The 21,709-nt window shown below is 68.5% G+C and carries 16 protein-coding genes; 9 read left to right on the forward strand and 7 right to left on the reverse strand.

Going from position 1 to position 21,709, the window contains the following annotated elements:
• Entirely contained in the window at nucleotides 1–1,479 is a 1,479-nt protein-coding gene (locus tag ACFYP0_RS28925; RefSeq protein WP_355494904.1) for an arabinofuranosidase catalytic domain-containing protein, read from the reverse strand.
• Nucleotides 1,480–1,680: 201 nt separating this feature from the next.
• Between ACFYP0_RS28925 and ACFYP0_RS28930 the strand changes: the two genes are divergently transcribed.
• Nucleotides 1,681–2,694, forward strand: a complete 1,014-nt coding sequence (locus tag ACFYP0_RS28930; protein ID WP_210781651.1) for a LacI family DNA-binding transcriptional regulator — start codon at nucleotides 1,681–1,683, stop codon at nucleotides 2,692–2,694.
• A gap of 9 nt (nucleotides 2,695–2,703) precedes the next feature.
• Here the strand turns inward: ACFYP0_RS28930 and ACFYP0_RS28935 are convergent, their stop codons facing one another.
• From ACFYP0_RS28935 to ACFYP0_RS28950, 4 genes are read right to left on the reverse strand one after another with little or no spacing between them, the layout of a single operon-like run.
• Nucleotides 2,704–4,416 (reverse strand): amylo-alpha-1,6-glucosidase, encoded by a 1,713-nt coding sequence (locus tag ACFYP0_RS28935; RefSeq protein WP_355498718.1) that lies wholly within the window; start codon nucleotides 4,414–4,416, stop codon nucleotides 2,704–2,706.
• A gap of 56 nt (nucleotides 4,417–4,472) precedes the next feature.
• On the reverse strand, nucleotides 4,473–5,297 hold the full coding sequence (locus tag ACFYP0_RS28940; protein WP_355498721.1) for a carbohydrate ABC transporter permease: 825 nt from the start codon (nucleotides 5,295–5,297) through the stop codon (nucleotides 4,473–4,475).
• On the reverse strand, nucleotides 5,294–6,265 hold the full coding sequence (locus tag ACFYP0_RS28945) for a carbohydrate ABC transporter permease (RefSeq protein WP_124860600.1): 972 nt from the start codon (nucleotides 6,263–6,265) through the stop codon (nucleotides 5,294–5,296). The genes ACFYP0_RS28940 and ACFYP0_RS28945 overlap by 4 nt, the downstream gene beginning before the upstream one ends.
• An 18-nt stretch (nucleotides 6,266–6,283) precedes the next feature.
• A complete protein-coding gene (locus tag ACFYP0_RS28950) occupies nucleotides 6,284–7,522 on the reverse strand; it encodes a sugar ABC transporter substrate-binding protein (RefSeq protein ID WP_355498723.1) in 1,239 nt (412 codons plus the stop codon).
• Between the two features lie 298 nt (nucleotides 7,523–7,820).
• On the opposite strand from ACFYP0_RS28950, the gene ACFYP0_RS28955 reads away from it, so the two are divergent.
• On the forward strand, nucleotides 7,821–9,656 hold the full coding sequence (locus ACFYP0_RS28955) for an RICIN domain-containing protein (RefSeq protein WP_355498725.1): 1,836 nt from the start codon (nucleotides 7,821–7,823) through the stop codon (nucleotides 9,654–9,656).
• Nucleotides 9,657–9,842: 186 nt separating this feature from the next.
• A complete protein-coding gene (locus tag ACFYP0_RS28960; RefSeq protein ID WP_355498727.1) occupies nucleotides 9,843–11,420 on the forward strand; it encodes an arabinofuranosidase catalytic domain-containing protein in 1,578 nt (525 codons plus the stop codon).
• 82 nt (nucleotides 11,421–11,502) lie between these two features.
• Here ACFYP0_RS28960 and ACFYP0_RS28965 read toward each other — a convergent pair whose 3' ends face one another.
• Nucleotides 11,503–12,852 carry an extracellular catalytic domain type 1 short-chain-length polyhydroxyalkanoate depolymerase gene (locus ACFYP0_RS28965; RefSeq protein WP_355498730.1) on the reverse strand — a complete coding sequence of 450 codons (1,350 nt, stop codon included), beginning with the start codon at nucleotides 12,850–12,852 and terminating at the stop codon, nucleotides 11,503–11,505.
• Between the two features lie 250 nt (nucleotides 12,853–13,102).
• Here ACFYP0_RS28965 and ACFYP0_RS28970 point away from each other — a divergent pair, with 250 nt between their 5' ends.
• From ACFYP0_RS28970 to ACFYP0_RS28980, 3 genes are all read left to right on the forward strand, one after another.
• Complete coding sequence (locus ACFYP0_RS28970; RefSeq protein WP_124860606.1) at nucleotides 13,103–14,110, forward strand: PaaX family transcriptional regulator; 1,008 nt, start codon at nucleotides 13,103–13,105, stop codon at nucleotides 14,108–14,110.
• A 450-nt stretch (nucleotides 14,111–14,560) separates the two neighbouring features.
• A complete protein-coding gene (locus tag ACFYP0_RS28975; protein WP_355498733.1) occupies nucleotides 14,561–16,027 on the forward strand; it encodes an endo-1,4-beta-xylanase in 1,467 nt (488 codons plus the stop codon).
• Nucleotides 16,028–16,255: 228 nt separating this feature from the next.
• Nucleotides 16,256–17,644 (forward strand): RICIN domain-containing protein, encoded by a 1,389-nt coding sequence (locus ACFYP0_RS28980; protein WP_355498736.1) that lies wholly within the window; start codon nucleotides 16,256–16,258, stop codon nucleotides 17,642–17,644.
• A 72-nt stretch (nucleotides 17,645–17,716) separates the two neighbouring features.
• Here ACFYP0_RS28980 and ACFYP0_RS28985 read toward each other — a convergent pair whose 3' ends face one another.
• Nucleotides 17,717–18,487, reverse strand: coding sequence for a FadR/GntR family transcriptional regulator (locus ACFYP0_RS28985; protein ID WP_124860612.1), 771 nt, complete (start codon nucleotides 18,485–18,487; stop codon nucleotides 17,717–17,719).
• Nucleotides 18,488–18,633: 146 nt separating this feature from the next.
• Between ACFYP0_RS28985 and ACFYP0_RS28990 the strand changes: the two genes are divergently transcribed.
• From ACFYP0_RS28990 to ACFYP0_RS29000, 3 genes are read left to right on the forward strand one after another with little or no spacing between them, the layout of a single operon-like run.
• Nucleotides 18,634–19,896, forward strand: coding sequence for an ABC transporter substrate-binding protein (locus ACFYP0_RS28990; RefSeq protein WP_355498739.1), 1,263 nt, complete (start codon nucleotides 18,634–18,636; stop codon nucleotides 19,894–19,896).
• Between the two features lie 4 nt (nucleotides 19,897–19,900).
• Nucleotides 19,901–20,881: a carbohydrate ABC transporter permease gene (locus ACFYP0_RS28995; RefSeq protein ID WP_208741361.1), complete on the forward strand. Its 981-nt coding sequence runs from the start codon at nucleotides 19,901–19,903 to the stop codon at nucleotides 20,879–20,881.
• The gene (locus ACFYP0_RS29000; protein WP_355006931.1) at nucleotides 20,881–21,708 is read left to right on the forward strand and encodes a carbohydrate ABC transporter permease; all 828 of its coding nucleotides are present in this window, start codon (nucleotides 20,881–20,883) and stop codon (nucleotides 21,706–21,708) included. Before ACFYP0_RS28995 ends, ACFYP0_RS29000 begins: the two co-directional genes overlap by 1 nt.
• Nucleotide 21,709: the final 1 nt, after the last annotated feature.

Consider the following 21,709-nt stretch of genomic DNA (forward strand, 5'->3'; position numbering starts at 1 on the left):
TCAGCTGCGGGTGGACCACCGCTGGTTGGTGCCGCCGTTGCAGGCCCAGAGGATGAGCTTGGTGCCGTTGGCGGTGCCGGCGCCGTTGGCGTCGAGGCAGAGCCCCGATTGGACGCCGGTGAGGGTGCCGTTGGAGTTGAGGTTCCACTGTTGGTTGGTGCCGCCGTGGCAGTCCCAGATGATGGCCTGGGTGCCGTTGGTGGTGCCCTGGCCGGAAGCGTCCAGGCACTTGTTGCCGTACACCTGGAGTTGTTTGCCTGCGGTGTAGGTCCAGCGCTGCGCGGCGCTGTTGCTGATGCAGTCCCAGAGCTGGACCTGGGTGCCGTTGGTGGTGCTGCCGTTCGGTACGTCGATGCAGCGGCTGGACTGGGCGCCCACGACCTGGACGTTCTGTTGCGGGTTGCTGCCGCCGGCCGGCGCGTAGGCGGCGGCGTTGATGTTGGCCTGGACGGCGTTCTCGGTGGCGGCCGTCGGGTAGCCGGACGTCAACACACCCTCGAAGAAGGTGCCGCGACCGGTGATGCTGTTGTCACCGCCGATGCCGAGCAGGATGGCGCCTTCCTTCTTCATCGGGTGGTAGCCGTTGGGGCGTGGCCCGTCGAAGTAGGTCGTCAGGCTGCCCGACTGGGCGTTGCCGCCCCGGATCGCCCAGTGGTTCGGCTCGCCCTTGACCATGGCGGTGACGAAGCGGTGGTTGATCGACGCGATGTTGTTGTAACCCGCGTTGACTCCGGAGAACAGCCCCCACTCCAGGTCGGCCATGATCCAGGGGCCGGCTCCTGCCCCGTAGCCCCACTGCTTGTTGGCGCCGAAGTAGACGGTCTCCATGATGGCGCGTTCGTCGGCGAGGTTGTTGGTCTGCGCGTTGCCGTAGTCGAAGCAGCACCACTGGTTGTAGTGCGTGCCGTCGACGACCGCGTAGATGCCCTCGGGCTGGTCGCCGGTCGCGACACCGTTGGTGTTGTTGTTGCGGTAGCCGGTGCCGGGGGCGATGTAGACGCCGTACGCCTTCTGGCCGCCGACCGTGACCGGTGCCGCCTTCGCGTCGGCGAGGTTGTCCCATCCGCCAGGGGCGGGCCCGGCGAAGCCGCCGGGGGGTGCCTGCGTGAGGCGGTTGTTACGGCCGGACTGGTCGTAGATGATCGTGATGACGCAGGTGGTGTTGGCGCAGAACGTGTCCTGGGTGGCGGCGTTGGCGTAGCCACCCTCGCTGAGCACGCCGACGTCGCGGGTGGTGTTGTCCGACGATCGTCGGACCTGGTAGAGCGGGCCGTTGTAGGCGCCGTACAGCGCGCGGGTGGTGCTGTGGGCGGCCACGCACGGCGTGCCGCCGGAGGCGTAGATGTCACACGGGCCCGTGCCGGCGGCGTGGGCGACGCCCGGCGGGTCCGAGACCACGTAGGCGCCAGCGCCGACGACGAGGACGAACAGGGTCCCGGCGGCGGCCATCAGGCGACCCAGTTTTCTCTTCACTTTCATCGGATCCTTTCGGGTGCGTGGTGGAGGTGGGTGCGGCGACATTGACGTCACACGTCATACCTGTGACATTAATGGTCGTCCATCGATTAGCGCTAGTTGGCACGCGTTGGTCATCGATCGATGAGCCTGAGGACAGATATGCTGGTCGGCAGAGCAAGGTGCGTCCCCGTGTCGGGGCAAAAATCGATTCGAGGGCGACTGATGAACATCGGGGAAATCGCCCGTCGGGCGGGGGTGTCCCGCAGCACCGTCTCCTACGTGCTCAGCGGAAAACGCAGCGTGTCGGAGGCGACCCGGCAACGGATCCAGTCGGTCATCGACGAGTTGGACTACCGGCCGAACGCCAGCGCCCGTGCTCTCAAGGAGGGGCGCACCCGCACCCTCGGGCTGGTCATCCCGCCCGCGAGTCAGCGGTTGACCGACATGCAGCTGGGCTTCGTCGCCAGCGTCGTCGAGGCCGCCGCCCGCCACGACCTCGACGTGCTGCTGTCCCCCTCCGGTGGCGACCATGACCGGTCGTTCGAGCGGATCGTCACCGGGCGTCGGGTGGACGGCGTGGTCCTCATGGAGATCCGGTTGGCGGACGACCGGGTGACCCGTCTGACCAAGGCCGGGCTGCCGTTCGTCACCATCGGCCGGACCGCCGAGCCGCACGGGATGAGCTGGATCGACATCGACTACGCCGGGCTGATCGCCCGGTGCGTGCAGCACCTGGCCGACCTGGGGCACCGGCACGTGGCACTCGTGAACCGGTCCGCCGAGTTGGTGGCCGCCGGGTACGGCCCCAGCCATCGCGCGCTGACCGGCTTTCGTGCGGCGGCGGTGGAGCGGGGGTTGACCGGCGTGGAGGTGTGCAGCGGCGACGACACCGCCTCCGGCGAGGCGTGTATGGAGCAACTGCTCGCGACACACCCGGAGGTCACGGCGGTGGCCACCATCAACGAGGCCGCACTGCCCGGAATGCAGCGCGCGTTGACCGGCGCCGGGTTGTCCGTGCCACGCGACTTCTCCGTCACCGGAGTCGCCGCGCAGCACTGGGCGGAGGATTTCCGCCCGCCGCTGACCGCCGCCGACGTGCCGATGGTCGAGATGGGCGCCGAGGCGGTGTCGCTGCTTCTGGAGATCATCGCGGCTCCCGGCGCCGTGCCACGACACCGCCTGTACAGCCCGCCCATCTCGTTGCGTTCCAGCACCGGCCCGGTCCGGGGCCGCTGATCCGACCGGCTACCCGCCCCTGACCCGCCGCTCCTCCTGGGCGGCGGCGAGGATGAGATAGCTGCTGGCGGTCCAGGTGTAGGCGCGGTCCCGCAGCCCGGTGCCGGTCTCGGCGTCGAAGTTCTCCGCGAAGCCGGACTTCTCGCACAGCGCGAGGAACCGCCGACTGATGTCGTCGGCGATCCTGGTCTGCCCGGCCCGGCGCAGGCCGTCCTCGACGAGGACGGTGGAGGGCGCCCAGATCGGGCCCCGCCAGTAGCCGTCGGCGAGGTAGTGGGCCGAGTCCGTCGGCTCGGTGGCCAGACCGTGCGTGGTCAGGTGGGTTTCGACGCCGCGCGCCAGTGCGGCGGCGACCGGGGCCGGGAGGTCGGCTCCGAGTGCGACGGGCATCAGGTCGAGCAGGCTGCGGCTCCTTCGTCGGTGCCCGGTGCGGGGGTCACGGGCGGTGAAGCGTTCGCCGTCCCACAGGTCGCGCAGCATGGCCCCGTGGATCCGGTCGGCCTCCTGCCACCAGCGGTCGGCGGGCTCACCCAGCTCGGTGGCGAGGTCGGCGAGGCAGCGAAGCTGCGCGACCAGGAACGCGGCGAGGTCGGCCGTCTCCAGGACCCGGTTCTCGTCGAAGGTGGTGGCGTTGTCCCAACCGCTGTCGTTGCCGTGCTGATAGTGCGGCAGGTCGTGGCCGGGGGCCCGCCGCGCGTCCAGCCAGAACTCGGTCCAGCGGGCGAGCCGGTCGTACGTCTGCGCCAGCGCCAGCCGGCTCGGCGGCTGGGGAAGGCGTCGGCGCAGGTGACGGAGGGCCCAGCCGTGGATGGGGGGCTTGACGTAGTTGTGCAGGACCTCGGAATGGGTGACCGAGTCGGGGAGGGCGCCGGTCTCGTCCTGGTGGTCGAAGGGCAGCTGGAACTGGTGCCAGGCCAGCTCCGGGTCGCCGGCCGCCAGGGCGATCGCGTTGAAGCAGTGGTCCCAGCTCCACACCTTGTCCATCCAGTGCTTGGACATCAGGACGGCCGGCCGGGTGACGAAGCCGGCCGGGGCGACCGTGGCCGACCACAGGACGTACGCGGCCAGCTCGGCGGCCGGGGTCTCCGGGCCGCGCCAGGGCGCGATCGCGTCGACGAACGCGGTGAACTCCGCGAACCGGTCGCGGCACAACTGCTCGAAGGCGACGGCTCCGACGTACGGGCGGCGGGCGGTGGCGTACTCCTCGATCGCGATCTCCCAGGGCTGGTCGCCGGTAAGGTCCAGGGAACGGTCGGCGGTGCCGAGCGCCTGCGCGCCGTCGGTCCGCGGCAGAGCGCCGGAGAGCACCGTGATGCGGTAGCGGCGACCGGTCTCGTACGAGGTGAACACGTGTGATCCGTCGACCGGATCGGCGTACAGGTAGGTCCCGCTGAACGGGGTGAGGGTGTGCGCGGCCGCGGCCACCCGCAGGCCGAGCCGGTGGCCCCGGATCCGCAGGGTGTCCGGCCCGTCGTAGACGGCCTCGATTCGGTCGGCCCCGTTGCGCCAGGTCAGCAGCGCGGGCGTGGCGACGACGGTGGTGCCGGCGACCGTTGGGGTGAGCCGCAGTACGGGGTGCAGCCCGGTCTGGTGGGAGACCAGGTGCAGGTCGTCGGCGTACGTCTTCTCGGCTACCACCGGGGAGATGTTGAACCAGGATCCGCGGTAGCTGAAGGGGATGTCCTGGATTCCGAACTCCGGACCGGACGGGGCGACGGTCATGGGTGGCGGGTGCCTTTCTGTGGTGCGGGTGGTCAGTCCTCGACCGCCGCGGATGGTCAGTCCTTGACGGCGCCGGCGGTCACGCCCATCGAGACGTACCGCTGGGCCAGGATCAGCAGCGCGGCGGCGGGGATCGAGGCGACGACGGCGGTGGCCATGATGGCGTTCCACTGCTGGTTGTTGTTGCCGATGTAGTGGTAGATGCCGAGGGTGATCGGCTGGTGGTCGCCGCCGCCGGCCAGGGTCGAGGCGAAGATGAAGTCCGACCAGGACCACAGGAACGCAAAGAGCGACACCGTGACGATCGAGTTGCGGCTGACCGGCAGCACGACCGACCAGAAGGTCCGTAGCCGACTGGCGCCGTCGACCACGGCGGCCTGGAGCAGTTCCTCGGGGATGCCGGACATGAAGGCCGTGAAGATCAGGACAGCGAACGGCACCGCGAGTGTGGTGTCGGCCAGGATCAGGCCGGGCAGCGTGTTGAGGATGCCGAGGGTGAGGTAGATGGCGTAGAAGCCCATCGCCATGATGATCCCCGGGATCATCTGCGCGATCAGCAGCAGGAAGCTCAGCGCCGGGCCGCCGGGTGGCCGGAGCTTCGCCAGCGCGTAACCGGCGGGCGCGGCCAGCGCCACGGTCAGCGCCACAGTGCCGAGGCCGACCAGGAAGCTGGTGCCGAGGTACGGCAGTTGCTGGTCGAGCACCGCCCGGTAGCCGTCCAGGCTGCCGTTGGTGGGGAACAGGTGCGGGGGACTGGTCCGCATGTCCTGGTCCCGGGTGAAGGACACATTGATCATCCAGTAGACGGGGAAGAGCATCAGCCCGGTCAGCACCAGGCCGACGCCGGTCTTCCACCAGGCCCGAGGCGTCGAGGTGGTCATCGCAGCTGCTGCCTCCGCTCGATCCGGATGTAGACGAGGCCGGCGATCAGAGCCAGCACGATGAGCAGGTTCCCGATGGCCGCGCCGGGGCCGAACTCGGGCAGCAGGTTGCCGAAGCCGAGCCGGTACGACCAGGTGGCGAGCGTTGCCGAGGAGCCGGTCGGGCCGCCCTTCGTCATGATCCAGATGATGTCGAAGACCTTCAGCGTGTAGATCAGCCCCAGCAGCAGCGTGATCAGGGAGACGGGACGCAGCAGCGGGAAGGTGATCCCCCAGAACCGTTGCCACCCCGTCGCACCGTCGAGCGCGGACGCCTCGTACATCTCGGTCGGGATCGCCTGTAGGCCGCTGTAGAGCACCACCAGGTTGAACGGGATGCCGATCCAGACGTTCGCGATGATCACCGAGGTGAGTGACCAGCCCGGCGAGGTGAGCCAGTTGACCGGGTCGATCCCGACGACGCCCAGCGCCGCGTTGACCAGCCCCGAGTCGCTGTTGAGAAGCCACGACCAGGTCGACGCCGAGACGATCAGCGGCAGCAGCCACGGTACGAGGATCAGCGCCCGCAGCGTGCGCGACAGCGGGAAGTGCTGGTGGAAGAAGAGGGCCAGGGCCATGCCGATGGTGAACTGGAAGGCGAGTGAGGTCGCGGTGAAGACCACTGTGTGCGTCAGCGTCGGCCCGAATGCGGGGTCGGTCAGGACCGTCCGGTAGTTGTCGAGGCCGGCGAAGGGTGCTCCGCCCTGCACGAACGAGCGGACGGTGTACTCCCGCAGGCTCAACTCGACGTTGCGATAGAGCGGGTAGGCGTAGAAGGCAGCCAGGTAGATGGTCACGGGTGCCAGGAAGCCCCACGCCCACCATCGGCTGGGGCGGCGGGCACGGGACGGGGGAGGCCCGGGTGGGGCGGCGGTCGCCGCCCCACCCTGGTCCCGTACGGCGGTGGAGGTCTCTGTCGTGGAGGGCATGGTGTCGGTTCGGATCGCTTACCTGGTCGTGGCGGCGGTCTGCGCGGCGGCCAGTGCCTCCTGTGGCGACTTTCCGCCGCTGAGGGCCGACTGCACAGCGGTCCACAGCGCTTCGGAGATCTTCGGGTACTTCGTGCCGAGGTCGTCACCGGTGCGGCCCTTGGCTGCCCGGACCGCCTCCACCCAGACCTTGAGCTTGGGGTCCGCGGTGGCCTGTCGCTCCTGTACGGCGGCGACGGGCGCGACGTAGGAGAGCGTGGTGTCCGTGGTGAGGAGGTTCTCGGCGTTCGTCAGGCAGGTGACGAGCTTCTGCGACGTCTCGTACCGGCCGGTCTTCTTCTGCACCGGGATGGAGACGAACTCACCGCCGGTGGGCGCCGGGGCCGGGCCGCCCGCGCTGGCCGGGATCGCGATCGTGCCGTACGAGAAGCCGAGCTTCTCCGCGTTGGCCAGCTGCCAGGTGCCGTTCTCGGCGAACGCGTAGTCGCCGGTGGCGAACTCCTGCCAGCTCGTGGTCTGGGTGTTGTTGATGACGGAGTTCGGAGCGTGGCCCTGCTTGAGCCAGTCGGTCCAGAGCGTCAGCGCGGACACCGCCTGCGGCGAGTCCAGACTGGTCAGTTGAGCACCCGATCCCCAGAACCAGGGCAGGAACTGGAAGCTGCCCTCCTCGGTGCCGATCGCGGAGAAGGTGATGCCCTTCTTCCCCTTGGCCTTGACCTTGGTCAGTGCCGCGGTCAGTGAGGTCCAGTCCTTGACGGTGGCGGGATCGACGCCGGCCGCGGTGAGCAGATCCTTGTTGTAGTAGAGGGCGAGGGTGTTCGCCCCGATCGGCACCCCGTAGGTCTTGCCGTCGCTCTGGCCGGCGCCGAGCAGGTTCTTCTCCATGGCCGAGACGTCCAGCTTGTTGTCGTCGGTGGTGGTGAGCGCACCGGCTTCGGCCAGAGTTGAGATGACCGGGTTGTCCACGATCAGCACGTCGGGTGAGTTTCCCTGCTGGGCGGCGAGCAGCGCCTTGTTGGTCAGGTCGGTGGTGTCGTAGCCGGTCCGCTCGACCGTCACCCCCGCGGAGGTGCCGCACTTCTTGAGCAGCGCGACCCACTCGGAGTCGTCGGCGAACTGCGGATACGGGTCCCAGACGAGGTAGGCGCCACCGTCGGCGGGGCCGTCGGCGGACGACGAGCAGGCGCTGCCCGTCACTGCGGCGAGAGCTATCACGGCGACGGCGGCGAGGCGCCGCCGACGACTGAGTCCGGTCATGTGGTGCCTCACTTCAAATCGATCGTCAGGTGGGTGTGTCGGTTGATCGTCGCGGGTTGGACCAGTCCAACCATGAGGCGAATCGATTCGACGAATCGGTTCGCCCGAAGATAGGTCTGGCCGTACCCAGGGGTCAAGGGCCAGTTGGTCGAGCCGGGAGGATCGCTGGGAAACGAGGGCGTCACCGCGCGGTCACTTCATTGACATGGTTCAGTTCCCGGTCCTACGATCCGTGCGAATCGATTCGCAAGTGCTGCCCTCCGGAGAGCGTCCCCCGCGCCCCACCAAGGAGCCGCCCGTGAAAACCCCGTCCCGCAGCAGGTCAGGACGAGCCCGCGTGTTCGTGGCCCGACTCGTCGTCGGCCTGCTCGCCGCCGCTGCCGCCGTCACCGTCGTCCCGCCCTCCGCCCAGGCCGCGGACGAGTCGATCAGCGTCAACTTCGCCACCACCAACGGTGCGCCGACCTACCGCGCCTCCGGCTGGATCTACGGCATGACCGAGAACGCCAGCGGTCCGGCCGACCACTTCTACCGGGACGTCAAGTTCCAGCACATGCGTGCCGGCGGCGCACAGCTCCCGGGCAGTGGCTGGGTCGGCGGAACCTACGACCGTCGCTGGAACTCCACACTCGCCCAGGCGCGTCGGACCACTGCACTCGGCGGGAAGTTCATCATCCTGCCGCACGACCTCTGGGGTGCCGACGGCGCCGGAATCTCCCGCTTCCCCGGTGACAACGGCAACTGGACCGACTACGACAACTTCCTGACCCGCCTGATCAACGACGTCCGGGCGTCCGGCCTGTCGGTGCAGTGGGACATCTGGAACGAACCCAACATCACCATCTTCTGGAACCGGCCGATCTCCCAGTACCTCGAACTGTGGCGGCGGACCTACCAGCGCATCCGGGCGGAGTTCCCCAGTCAGCTCATCGTCGGGCCGAGCTGCGCCTGCGTGCCGTCGACCACACACACGTTCTGGAACCAGTACCTGGACTTCGTCCGCTCGACCAACACGGTGCCGGACATCATCAGCTGGCACTCGCTGCCCGGTGATCCGGTCGCGAACGTCGCCGCCGCCAACGCCACCCTCGACCCGCGCGGCATCGCCCACCCACGTCCGTACCAGATCAACGAGTACGGCGCGCCCGACGAGCAGAACCCGGCCGACGGCGCCTGGTACATCGCGCGCCTGGAGCGGGCCCGGGCCGACGGCCTGCGGGCGAACTGGGCCAGCGGCGGCAGCCTGCACAACGACCTCGGCAACCTGTTGATCCGTAACTCGGCCGGCCAGCACCAGCCGAAGGGGGAGTGGTGGAACTACCGCTACTACGCCTCCCAGGTCGGAGAGATCGTGGCGGTGACCCCCAGCCAGTCGTACGACGCTCACGCCACGAAGGCGGCCGGGGTGGCGAAGGTGCTGGTCGGCGGTGGTCGTACCACCGGGAACCTGACCGTCAACCTGCAACGTCTGGACACCACCAGCGGCATCGTGCAGAACAGCCAGGTCCGGGTCCTCACCCAACGCATCCCGCACAACGGTGGCGGCGCGGTGGCGGGGCCGGTCACGGTCTCGAACAACGTGGTCGGGGTGTCCAACAACAACGCCACGGTGACCCTGCCGTACACCAACCAGAACGACACGTACACCGTCACGCTGCTGCCCCCCTCGGACGGTGGCTTCCAGTCGGTGGCGGTGGCCCAACACTCGCAGCAGTGTCTGAACAACGCCGGTCTGAGCACCGCCGACGGCAACGTCCAACAGCAGAACTACTGCGACGGCGGTGACCAGCAGCTCTGGAACTTCGTCCCGGTCGCGGGCGTGGCCAACACCTACACCGTGGTCAACCAGCAGAGTGGCAAGTGCCTCGACGTCAGCGGCGTGTCCACCGCCGACGGCGCGGCGGTGCACCAGTGGACCTGCCTCAACAGCTCCAACCAGCAGTTCGCTCTGCGCAAGGTGACCTACTCGGGCAACGACTCGCACGACTACCAACTCGTCGCCCGGCACAGTGGCAAGTGCGTCGATGTCAACGCGGTCTCCACGGCGGCCGGCGCACTGGTCCACCAGTGGACCTGCAGGGCGGTCAACCAGGGCAGCCCGTTGAACCAGACGTGGCGGCTCCTGGGGCGGTAGGCCTCCCGGGGGAGGTGGGTGCGCTGGCGGTCCGCCCAACGGTCAGCGCACCACCCCGCTACTGCATTCATTGACATGAATTGAACAAAGGTCATACGATTCGCTGCGAATCGATTCGCATCGCCACCACCCTCCCGTGGCGCGTCGACAATCCCCCGCGCTTCCACGACTCCGAGGAGCCACCTCGTGCGAAATCCGTCCCCCCTCGGGCCAGGAAAGGCCCCTGATCTCATCCCGAGGCGTCGGCGCGCCCGCCGTCTGAGCGCCCTGGCGGGTGCTCTCGTCGCCGTTCTTGTCGGCATCGGCGCCACCCCCGGTGCCCCGTCACCGATCGCCGAGGCCGCCGCCGCCCCGATGGCGGCCGCCATCCAGCCGGGGCAGAGCACCCCGATCGTCGGTACGCCGTCCGGCCGCTGCCTCGAAGTGCCCAACTCCAGCACCACCAACGGCACCCAGACGCAACTCTGGGACTGCAACGGCAGCGCCGGCCAGACCTGGACGTGGACGTCGACCAAGCAACTCCAGGCGTACGGCAACAAGTGCCTGGACGCCTCCGGCCGCGGCACCGCCAACGGCACCCAGGTGATCATCTGGGACTGCAACGGCCAGAACAACCAACAGTGGAACGTCAACAGCAACGGCACCATCACCGGCGTGCAGTCCGGGCTGTGCCTCGACGCCAACGGCGCCGCCACCGCGAACGGCACCAAAATCATCCTCTGGGCCTGTAACGGCGGCGCCAACCAGCAGTGGGCCTCGCCGACCACCACCACCCCGCCGCCGACCAACCCGCCGACCGGCGCGCGTCCGTGCGACATCTACGCCTCCGGCGGCACCCCGTGCATCGCGGCGCACAGCACCACGCGGGCGCTCTACGAGGCGTACGCCGGCAACCTGTACCAGGTCCGACGCTCGTCGGACAACACGACCCGCAACATCGGGCTCACGGGAACCGGCGGCACCGCCAACGCCGCGACGCAGGACTCGTTCTGCTCCGGCACGACCTGCGTGATCACGGTCGTCTTCGACCAGTCCGGGCGCGGCAACGACCTCTGGTACCAGGGGTCGAGCGTCGTTCCGGGCTCCCCGCAGAGCAAGCCGGCGATCGCGACCTCGGAATCGCTGACCGTGGGCGGCGCGAAGGCGTACTCGCTCTACATCAACCCCGGTAACAGCTACTGGCGCGACGGGCACCTCACCGGCGTGCCGACCGGCGCGGCACCCGAGGGCATGTACATGGTGACCAGCGGGACCCACGTCAACAGCGGCTGCTGCTTCGACTACGGCAACAGCGAGACGACCAGGAAGGCCGACGCCGCCGGGGCGATGGACGCCATCAACTTCGGCAAGCAGTGCTGGTTCGGCGGCTGCTCCGGCAGCGGGCCCTGGGTGCAGGCCGACCTCGAGTGGGGTCTCTTCCCGGGCGGCAGCAGCTCCTGGAACCCGAACCAGCGCGCGTTCACCAGCAAGTTCGTCACCGCGACGCTGAAGAACAACGGCACGACCCGGTTCGCCATCAAGGGTAGCGACGCGCAGGTCGGCAGCCTCTACACGCTGTACGACGGCTCGCTCCCGTCGGGATACAGCCCGATGAAGAAGCAGGGCGCGATCATCCTGGGCAGTGGCGGTGACTGCTGCAAGCCCGACGGCGGCGCGAACCTGAGCGCCGGCACCTTCTACGAGGGGGCGATGGTCGCCGGCTATCCGTCCGACGCGACCGAGAACGCGGTGCAGGCCAGCGTGGTGGGCGCCGGCTACCGCTGACCCGGTGACGCCGGAACGGGTCGTGCGCCGGTCACCACCTGCGTGGTGACCGGCGCACTGTCTCGTCGACGCCAGCCTGGTCTTAGGCGATGGTGCAGGACGCGCCGTTGAGGGTGAACGAGGACGGCCGGGCGTTGTTGCCGGTGTGGGTGGCCTGGAAGCCGATGGTCACCGAGCCGTTGGCGGGGATGCCGCCGTTGTAGGCGACGTTGCGGGCCGTCACCTGCCCGGAGTTGGGGGAGTAGGTGGCGTTCCAGCCCGAGGTGATGGTCTGCCCGCTCGGCAGGGTGAAGACCAGGGACCAGCCGTTGACGGCACCGGTGCCGGTGTTGGTGATGGTGATGTTCTCGGTCAGGCCGTTGTTCCAGGCGTTGACGGCGACGCTCACCCGACAGGCGCCGTTGGTCGGCGGCGGCGTGGTGGGCGGCGGGGTGGTCGGGGGCGGCGTGGTCGGGGGCGGCGTCGTCGGCGGCGGGGTGGTCGGCGGCGGCGTCGTGGGGTTGGTCAGGTCGAAGAACTGCACGGCGGCGGCGGCCATACCGCCGGAGGGCAGGCTGTGCCCGGCACCCTGGATGCTGTACGCCTCGACCTGGACGGTGCCGCTGCTGTCGGCGTACCGACGCCGGTTCCAGTTGGCCTGGGGCGTGTCGGTGGAGGTCGGTGTCTGGCTCAGGCCGAACACGTTCGTCCACTGCTCGATCGTCTCCTGCAACAGCGAGTACGGCACGAGCGTGTCGCTGGTGCCGTGCCACAGCTGCACCCGCGGCCGGGGTCCGGAGTAGCCGGGGTACGCCTGGCGCACCGCGTCGCCCCACTGCTGGGGAGTCCGGTTCATGTTCCCGCCGGTGCACTGGCTGCTGCCGGGCGGGTAGTCCGCCGCGTTGGCGAAGCAGTTGTACGGCACGCCCATGAACGCGGCGCCGGCCTTGAACACGTCGGGATAGAGGGCCAGCATGTGGTTTGTCATCATGCCGCCGGATGAGCTGCCGGTGGCGTAGACCCGTTCCGGGTCGGCCGAGTACTGCTGTTGCACGTGCCGGATCATGCTGATGATCGACACCGGGTCGCTGCCCCCACCACGCCGCTTGGCGGCGTCCGACCAGGTGTCGAAGCAGTTGCCGAAGCCGGCCTGCTGGGTCGCGGACGGGTAGATCACGATGTATCCGTAGCGGTCGGCCTGGCTGGCGAACTCGCTTCCGGAGTAGAACCCGGGGCCGGACCCGCCGCAGCCGTGCATTGCCACCACGACCGCCGGCCGGGCCGGGCGGTTGTCCGGCACGTAGACGTGCATGCGCATCCGGCCCGGGTTGTCGCCGAAGCTGGTCACCTCGGTCAGTGACGCCGCGTACGCGGGCCCGACCGTGGGGGCCACCAGGCCGGCCGCGACCAGTGACGCGGCCAGCGCGAGTAGCAGTTTCCTTCTGATTTTCACCGCACGACTCCTTCGATTGCCTGTGCAGGCTGGATTGGTCGTGCGATCCGGTTGCGGGTCTGCCCGACTCCCGCGGTGATCGCACGATGCCCGCTACCTGTGGCTCGCCCAGCCCGGCTTCGGATGGCGTCGCGTGGCAATTAGTGTTCCCTGCGGACCAACAAGTGTCAATCGAGGACTCTCTATTTGCGGCAGGTCGCGCCGGTCCGTCTACAGTCGTCATACCGTCCCCGAGGAGCACGGAGCGCCTGTGGCAAGCCTCTTCGACATCGACGAGATCTATCCGGACGACGGCGACCACCCGCTCCGGCTGCCCCGCCGGCAGGTCGGCAACTCACCCCAGGGTGTCGCGGTGACCCTGTTGGCCGACTACACGCTGCGGACCCGGGTCGCCCTCCCGTCCGCGGCCATCGTTGCGCTGCTCGGGGAGACTGGCGTGACGACGGCCGGAGCGCGGACCGCGATCAGCCGGCTGGCCCGCCGTGGCGTGTTGGAGGGCAGTCGACTGGGGCGACGCAGCTCCTACCGGCTCAGCCGCGCCGCCGCCGCCAATCTCTCCGCCGGAGGGCACTGGATTCTCGCCTCCACCACCTCGACGGGCCGGTGGGACGGTCGCTGGACGATCGTCGCCTTCTCGCTGCCGCAGGACCGCAGTACGCAGCGCCGGGCCCTGCGGGCGCAACTCCGGTGGCTCGGTTACGCGCCGCTGTACGACGGTTTGTGGATCTCGCCGCAGGAGTTGACTCCCGCGGCTCGGGCCGAGCTCGACCGGCTCACCCTCGGCGCCGTGACGGTGTTTCGTGGGCGGCAGAGCGCGCTCGCCTCGGCCATTCACCGCGCGCCGATCGAGGCCTGGGACATCGAGGCGATCAGCCGGAGCTACGACGCGTTCCTGCGTCGTTGGACACCACTGTTGCCCGCCGTGGTATCCGGGCAGGTCGACGGTGCCGCGGCGGTGCGGGCCCGGACCGAGGTCATGGACACCTTTCGACGTTTCCCGGTCCTCGACCCGCAGCTGCCAGTGGAACTCCTTCCACGGGAGTGGCTCAGGCGGCCGGCGCGGGAGTTGTTCGAGGCCGTCTACGACGGCCTCGCCGCACCCGCCGAACGACACGTCCGGGCGGTCGTCGAGCGGTTCGCCGACGCCGCGCAGCCCGGCATCGAGGCGCACACCACCGCCGACCTCGTCGCCGGCATACGCGCCGATGTCGAACCGGCGCAGCCGTCTGCGAGTGGCACGGCCACCGGGTGTTCGTGAGCCGCCGGCAGCCGCTGCCGGCTGACGACTGTGAGCGATAACAGGATTGCCCTTTGAAGCGATCCCGGTGGCACGGCGGTACGACTCGTCACCTGGTCGCGCGGCGGTTGAGCACTGTTGCCCCGGGCATTTGGTACCGGGCGAAACGCGGCGTTCCGGGAGATCGGCGTGAACGGCCCGTTACGTCTTGACGTACGGCATGTTATCGCTCACTCTCGATATAGAGGACGATCGTTCCCGTGGCTCACCGGGCGAGCCGCACGGGTCGTACCTCCGATCACGACGTCCGCAAGGGCATGCGGCCGTCACCTCGGGACCCGGCAGTTGCCGGCGACAGCTCTCTCGGACCGTGCGTGCTGGTGCCGGGCGGCCAGGAAGACCGTCCCGATCGGTCGCCCCGAGTGAAGTGGCACATCACCACCACCGATGCAACCACTGAAAAGGAACGCCATGAAACCCATGAGAACGATGCTGGCGGCGGCGACCATGGCCGTCGCCCTCACTACCGGCATGACGGTCGCGCTGACCCCCGCATCCGGTGCCGGCACGACCCTGAAGGCGGCCGCCGCCGAGAAGGGCCGCTACTTCGGCGCGGCTGTCGCCGTCGGCAAGCTGTCGACCAGCGCCTACACGACCATCCTGAACCGTGAGTTCAACAGTGTCGTGCCCGAGAACGAGATGAAGTGGAGCTCGACCGAGCCGCAGCAGGGCACCTTCACCTACTCCAGCGGTGACCGCCTGGTCAGCCACGCGCAGGCCAACGGCATGAGCGTGCGCGGTCACACGCTGTTGTGGCACGCGCAGCAGCCGGGCTGGGCGCAGGGCATGTCGGGCAGCGCGTTGCGAAACGCGGCCATCAACCACGTCACGCAGGTCGCGACGCACTACCGGGGCAAGATCTATGCCTGGGACGTGGTGAACGAGGCGTTCGCTGATGGTGGTTCGGGTGGGCGGCGGGACTCGAACCTGCAGCGCACCGGTAACGACTGGATCGAGGCGGCGTTCCGGGCGGCGCGGGCTGCGGATCCGGGTGCGAAGTTGTGTTACAACGACTACAACACCGACGGGGTCAACGCGAAGTCGACGGGGATCTACAACATGGTGCGGGACTTCAAGTCCCGTGGCGTGCCGATCGACTGCGTGGGTTTCCAGTCGCACCTGGGCACCTCGCTGGCCGGTGACTACCAGGCCAACCTGCAGCGGTTCGCCGATCTCGGTGTGGACGTGCAGATCACCGAGCTGGACGTGATGACCGGCGGCAACCAGGCCAACATCTACGGCGCCGTCACCCGCGCCTGCCTGGCCGTCTCACGCTGCACCGGCATCACCACCTGGGGCGTGCGGGACTGCGACTCGTGGCGTGGCTCGGACAACGCGCTGCTGTTCGACTGCAACGGCAACAAGAAGGCCGCGTACACCGCGGTTCTGGACGCCCTCAACGGCGGCTCGACCCCGCCCACCACGCCCCCGCCGGGGTCCGGGGTGGACACCAGCGCCTGGTACGTGTTGCTCAACCGGAACAGCGGCAAGGCGCTGGACGTGTACGCCTCGGCCACCAACGACGGGGCGCGGATCAGCCAGTGGACGCGTAACAACGGCGTCAACCAGCAGTGGCAGTTCGTGGACTCGGGGAGTGGCTACTACCGGGTGAAGTCCCGCAACTCCAGCAAGGTGCTCGACGTCAGCGGCTTCTCCACCGCCGACGGTGGCGCGATCGTGCAGTGGTCCGACCTCAACGGCACGAACCAGCAGTTCCGACTCGCGAACTCGGACGGCGGCTACGTACGCCTGATCAACCGCAACAGCAACAAGGCAGTCGAGGTGCAGGGCGCGTCCACCGCCGACGGCGGAAACATCGTCCAGTACGCCGACTGGGGCGGCAACAACCAGCAGTGGCAACTGGTCCGGATCGGCTGACGACCGCCGTCATCGACTGGCTGTCGGCCCTCTGAATCCGTCCGGCGCCCGCCCAGGCGAGGTGTGACCAGTGGCGGCCCGCCCCATCCGGGGCGGGCCGCCGTGACCGCCAGGTCGCGGCTGGCTACGACCGCGCGGATCGATACGCCACCACCAGGACGCCGGCACGCACGCCACGGCACGCGCGGGCGCTCCCGCTCGTGGGTGACCCGATCGAAGGAGTGGACCATGAAAGCCCTCGGTGAGGCTCGTCCCGCCTCTCGACAAAGATCTCGCTGGCGGTCAGGGTTGGCCGCGGCGGTGGCCGCGGTCATGGCAGCCAGCGCACTCGTCGCGGTCAACGCGGCGCCCGCGGCGGCGGCGACAGTGGACACCAATGCCTCCTACGTGCTGGTGAACCGCAACAGCGGCAAGGCGCTGGACCTGTACGCCTCGGCCACCAACGACGGGGCGCGGATCAGCCAGTGGACGCGCAACAACGGCGTCAACCAGCAGTGGCAGTTCGTGGACTCCGGGGGTGGCTACTACCGGATCAAGTCGCGGCACTCGGGCAAGGTGCTCGACGTCAGTGGTTTCTCCACCGCCGACGGCGGCGCGATCGTGCAGTGGTCCGACCTCAACGGGACGAACCAGCAGTTCCGGCTGGCCGACTCGGACGGCGGCTACGTTCGGCTGATCAACCGCAACAGCAACAAGGCGGTCGAGGTGCAGGGCGCGTCCACCGCCGACGGCGGAAACATCGTCCAGTACGCCGACTGGGGCGGCACCAACCAGCAGTGGCAGCTCGTCGCCGTCGACGGTGGCACCACCCCTCCACCCACGGGTGGTAGCGGGTGCGGCAAGGCACCGACCCTGGCCAGCGGCACGCACACGATCCAGAGCAACGGCAAGAGCCGGACCTTCATCCTCCGGGTGCCCGCCAACTACAACAACAGCAACCCCTACCGGCTGATCTTCGCTTTCCACTGGCGGGGCGGCACCATGCAGGAGATCTCCTCCGGCGGCACCAGCGGGACCGCCTGGTCCTACTACGGGCAGCAGGAGCAGTCGAACAACAGCGCCATCCTGGTGGCGCCCCAGGGGTTCGGCAACGGCTGGGGCAACTCCGGCGGTGAGGACATCACCTTCGTCGACGACATGATCAGCCGGATCGAGAGCAGCCTCTGCGTCAACCCGAGGCAGCGGTTCGCACTCGGCTTCAGTTGGGGTGGCGGAATGAGCTACGCCGTCGCCTGCGCCCGAGCCAACGTCTTTCGGGCCGTCGCGGTCATCTCCGGCGCGCAGATCAGCGGGTGCAGCGGCGGTACGCAGCCGATCGCGTACTTCGGGCTGCACGGCATCACGGACAACGTCCTGAACATCTCCCAGGGCAGGGCGCTGCGCGACACCTTCGTCCGCAACAACGGTTGCACCGCGCAGAGCCCGCGCGAACCGGCCGGCGGCAGTCGTACCCACATCACCACCGCCTACTCGGGTTGCCGGGCCGGATACCCGGTGCAGTGGGCCGCGTACGACAACGGCCACATGCCCGGCCCGGTGGACGGCACCTACGCCGAGAGCGGCATCACGACCTGGACCAAGGGCGAGATCTGGAGGTTCTTCGCCCAGTTCTCGTGACTCTTGTCGGCCTCAGCTGGCGGCGCCTGCCCCCGTACCTCGGGGGCGGGCGCCGTCCGTTGCCCGTGACGGTCAGCGTTCGAGGCGGACGGGGCTCCCCGAGCCACTGCGGCGGACCAGCCAGGCCTCGGTGATGTGGGTGAACATCGCCTCGGCGGCGCCGTTCGAGTCGTGGGCGGCGATGCGCTCGTAGATGCGTCGGTGACCCTGGTTGGACGCCACGCACAGCGCGCGCTCGGTCCGGCCCATGTAGCGGGCGGTGTTGATGACCTGGCTCTCCAGCGCGCGTACGACGCCCCGAGCGATGCGGTTGCCGGATGCCTGCATGATCGTGTCGTGGAAGGCCCGATCGTGGTCGTGGTAGGTGACGTGGTCGTCGACGAGTTCGTCCATCCGGTCCACCATGGCCCGCAGCCGATCGATGGTCTCGGTGTCGGCGAGGCGGGCGGCGACGTTCGCCATGTCGGACTCCAGCACGCGCCGGGTGACGACCAGGTCGTCGAGGATGGCGAGGCTGTCGTCCACCGCGATGGTCGCCGCGAGGACCAGCTCGTCGAGCATGTCCCAGTGCGCCGGTGGGGTCACCATGGTGCCGGCGCCCTGGCGAACCTGCACCAGCCCCTTCTCCTGAAGGATCTTCACTGCTTCCCGGACGACGGTCCGGCTCACGCCGAAGGTCTCGCAGAGGATCGGCTCGGGGGGTAGGGACGACCCGGACGGGTGTACGCCGCGGACAATGCGCTCCACCAGTTCGGCGGTGACCGCCCTGGCGAGGTTGGTCGGCCGACGCACCCATGCCGGGGTCCCCGGGCTGTTCAGGGCTGTTTCCTGCGGTGGCGTCATGTCCCCCTCCGATGGCTCGCCGTGGCACGACGTCCGGATCAGTGTACGGCCGACCGTTGACGTAACACGTCATACGAGTTACCTTCCGGTCAACATTTGGCTAGCGGGGCACCCGCCGGCCACCCCCCATATAGAGGTGACAACTGATGAGACAGCGCGCAATATGGTCGGCCGTCCTCGTTGTGGGCCTGGCCCTGGCCGGTTGTGGAAGTGCTAGCGATTCGGGCAAGTCGACCAGCTCCGATGGCAAGTTGGTCGTGTGGGACTGGAAGTCCGGCGAGCCATTCGCCAAATCCTATCTGGACAAGGCCAAGGCCGACTTCAAGAAGAAGCACGCCGACGTCGAGGTCGAGTTCGTCGCGCAGCCGTTCGACCAGTACTACACCCTGCTCGGCGCGGCGATCCAGTCCGGCAAGGGCCCCGACGTCATGATGTTCAACGGCGGTGGCCAGATCCGCGACCGGGTGGACGCGTTGGTGCCGATCACCGACTACGTCGCCGAGGACAAGCAGCGGCTGGCCGGATGGGACGCGTTCACCAAGGACGGCAAGGTCTACGGCGGCCCGGTGACGCTGCAGGGCTACCCGATCTACTACAACAAGGAGATCTACCGGAAGGCCGGCCTCGACCCGGCCAGCCCGGCCACCACCTGGGACAAGTTCGTCGCGGACTGCGCCGCCATCGCCAAAGCCAGCTCCAAGTGCTTCGCCCTCGGCAACAAGGAAGGCGTCGGCATCCAGTTCTGGATGTCGAGCATGGGGTCGGTGACCCTCACCGCCGCCGAGTACGACGCCTGGATCACCGGCAAGCGCGACTGGACCTCGCCCAACGTGAAGCGGCTCTTCCAGACCTGGAAGGAGACCGGCGACAAGAAGATGAACACGGACGGGGCCAACTCGACCGCGATGTTCAACGACTCCTTCGCAGCCTTCCAGTCCGGCAAGGCCGCCCACGTCATGGGCCTCATGTCCGACGTCGGGCACTGGAAGTCCTTCAACGAGTTCCTCACCGCGGAGAAGCTCGGCGTCATGAAGGCCCCGGTCGTCACCGCCGGCACCACCCCGAGCCTGCCGTACGACGGTGGCATCGGCTACGCCGTGGCCAAGTGGACGAAGGACCCGAAGGTGGCCGCCGACCTGGTGCGCTCCCTCACCTCGGCCGACGCGTTGAAGGCGTTCTACGCCGACGCAGGCGCGATCGCCGCCGACATCACGATCGACGTCTCGCAGGCCGGCCCGGCTGCCTCCACGATCGTCGCCGAGCTGAAGACCGGCAAGCCGGCTCTGCACGTCGCGCTCTCCTCGAAGACGATCGACCTGATGGGGCGCCTTTCCCAGCAGCTGCTCAGCGGTTCGATCACCGTCGACGAGGTGGTGAAGCAGTTGGCCGCTTCCGACCAGGCGGGCTGACCTCGTGCCGATCGGAAACACGCAACCGTCGGTCCGCCTGGCTTCGGCCGGGCGGGCCGGCGGCCCGGCGGCCACCTCCCCCGCGCGCCGCGGTGGCACCCGTCCCCGTCGCACCCGTGGCGGCCTGGGGGCCGAGCGCTACGCCCCCTACATCCTGATCGCTCCGGCCGTCCTGATCATCGTGGCGCTGCGGCTCTACCCGCTGATCCTCGGGGTCAACTTCTCCTTCACCGGCGATGGTGACCAGAACGGAGAAGCGGTCGGGTTCGGCAACTACCAGGAACTGTTCGCTGATCCGCTGTTCCGCACCGCTCTGGGCAACGTCGGCCTGCTGGTGTTGCTGCTTCCGGTGGCGGTGGCGATCCCCGGCCTCCTCGCCACGTTCATCTTCCTCCGCGTGCCGGGCCACCGCTTCTACCGCAGCGTCTACTTCTTTCCGGCGGTGCTCTCGCCGGTCATCGTCGGGGCGATCTTCAACCTGCTGCTCGCCTTCGACGGCCCCCTCAACGCCGTCCTCGGATCGATCGGTGTCGGTCCGGTGGACTGGCTCGGGGACCCGGACGTCGCGATGTTCATGGTGGTGGGCGTGCACATCTGGGCCACCTTCGGGATGGCACTGGTGGTATTCCTCGCCGGCTTCGCCACGCTGGACGCCGCGCTGCTGGACGCCGCCCGGGTGGACGGCGCCTCGCTGCGCCAGGTCGTCTGGCACGTGATCATCCCGAGCCTCGCCCGGACCATCCAGTTCGTCTTCGTGACCACGATGATCGGGATGCTGACCTCGATGTTCGGGCTGCTCTTCGTGATGACCAGTGGCGGCCCGGAGGGCTCGACATACCTGCCGGAGTACTACATCTGGATCCAGCAGGGCCAGATGAACCGCCCGGCTCTCGCGTCCGCCGCGTCCACGATCCTCTTCGCGATCATGCTCGTCGTGGGAATGTTGCAGATCAAACTGCTCGAACGATCGGGAAAGGTGGACTGATGTCCCGCGTCCGACTGGGACGGTGGATGATCGCCATCCCGATGTCACTGCTCGCGGTGGCGACGATCTACCCCCTGCTCTTCACCGCGAACGTCGCGTTGAAGACCCGCCGGGACTACATCCTGGACCGGTTCGGCCTGACCAGCACTCTGCAATGGGAGAACATCAGCACGGCGTGGACCAGCGTCGGCATGGGCCGCTACTTCGTCAACTCGCTGGTCGTGGTGACGTCGTCGGTGCTGCTGCTGCTCCTGCTCGGGTCGATGGCCGGCTTCGCGCTGAGCCAGTTGCGATTCCGTGGCTCGTCGGCGCTGTTTCTGGGCTGCCTCGCGGGGCTCTTCATCCCGTTCCAGGTGATCATGGTGCCGCTCGCCCGGATCATGGCCGACACCGCGCTGATCGACACGTACCCGGGTCTGATCCTCGTCTACGTGGCCCAGTTCCTGCCCTTCACCGTCTTCCTGATGACGAGCTACTACAAGGGCATCCCACCGGAGATCGTCGACGCCGCCCGGATCGACGGCAACACCGTGTACGGCGTGTATCGCCGGATCATGCTGCCACTGGGCACCCCGGCGCTGCTGTCGGTCGGCATCCTCAACGCCCTGTTCTGCTGGAACGACGTCCTCATGGCGTTGGTGATGATGCCCTCGGCCGAGAACCGGACGCTCATGATCGGGGTGACCTCGTTGCGAGGGCAGTACTCGGACAACATCCCCACCTTCGCGTCCGGGGTGCTGATCGCCGCCATACCCGTCCTATTGGTCTACCTGTTCCTCCAGCGCCAAATTGCCGACGGCGTCGCCGCCGGTTCCACGAAGGGTTGAC

Origin of the sequence: Micromonospora arida (assembly GCF_042873195.1) — a bacterium.
Classification (GTDB): Bacteria; Actinomycetota; Actinomycetes; order Mycobacteriales; family Micromonosporaceae; genus Micromonospora; species Micromonospora arida.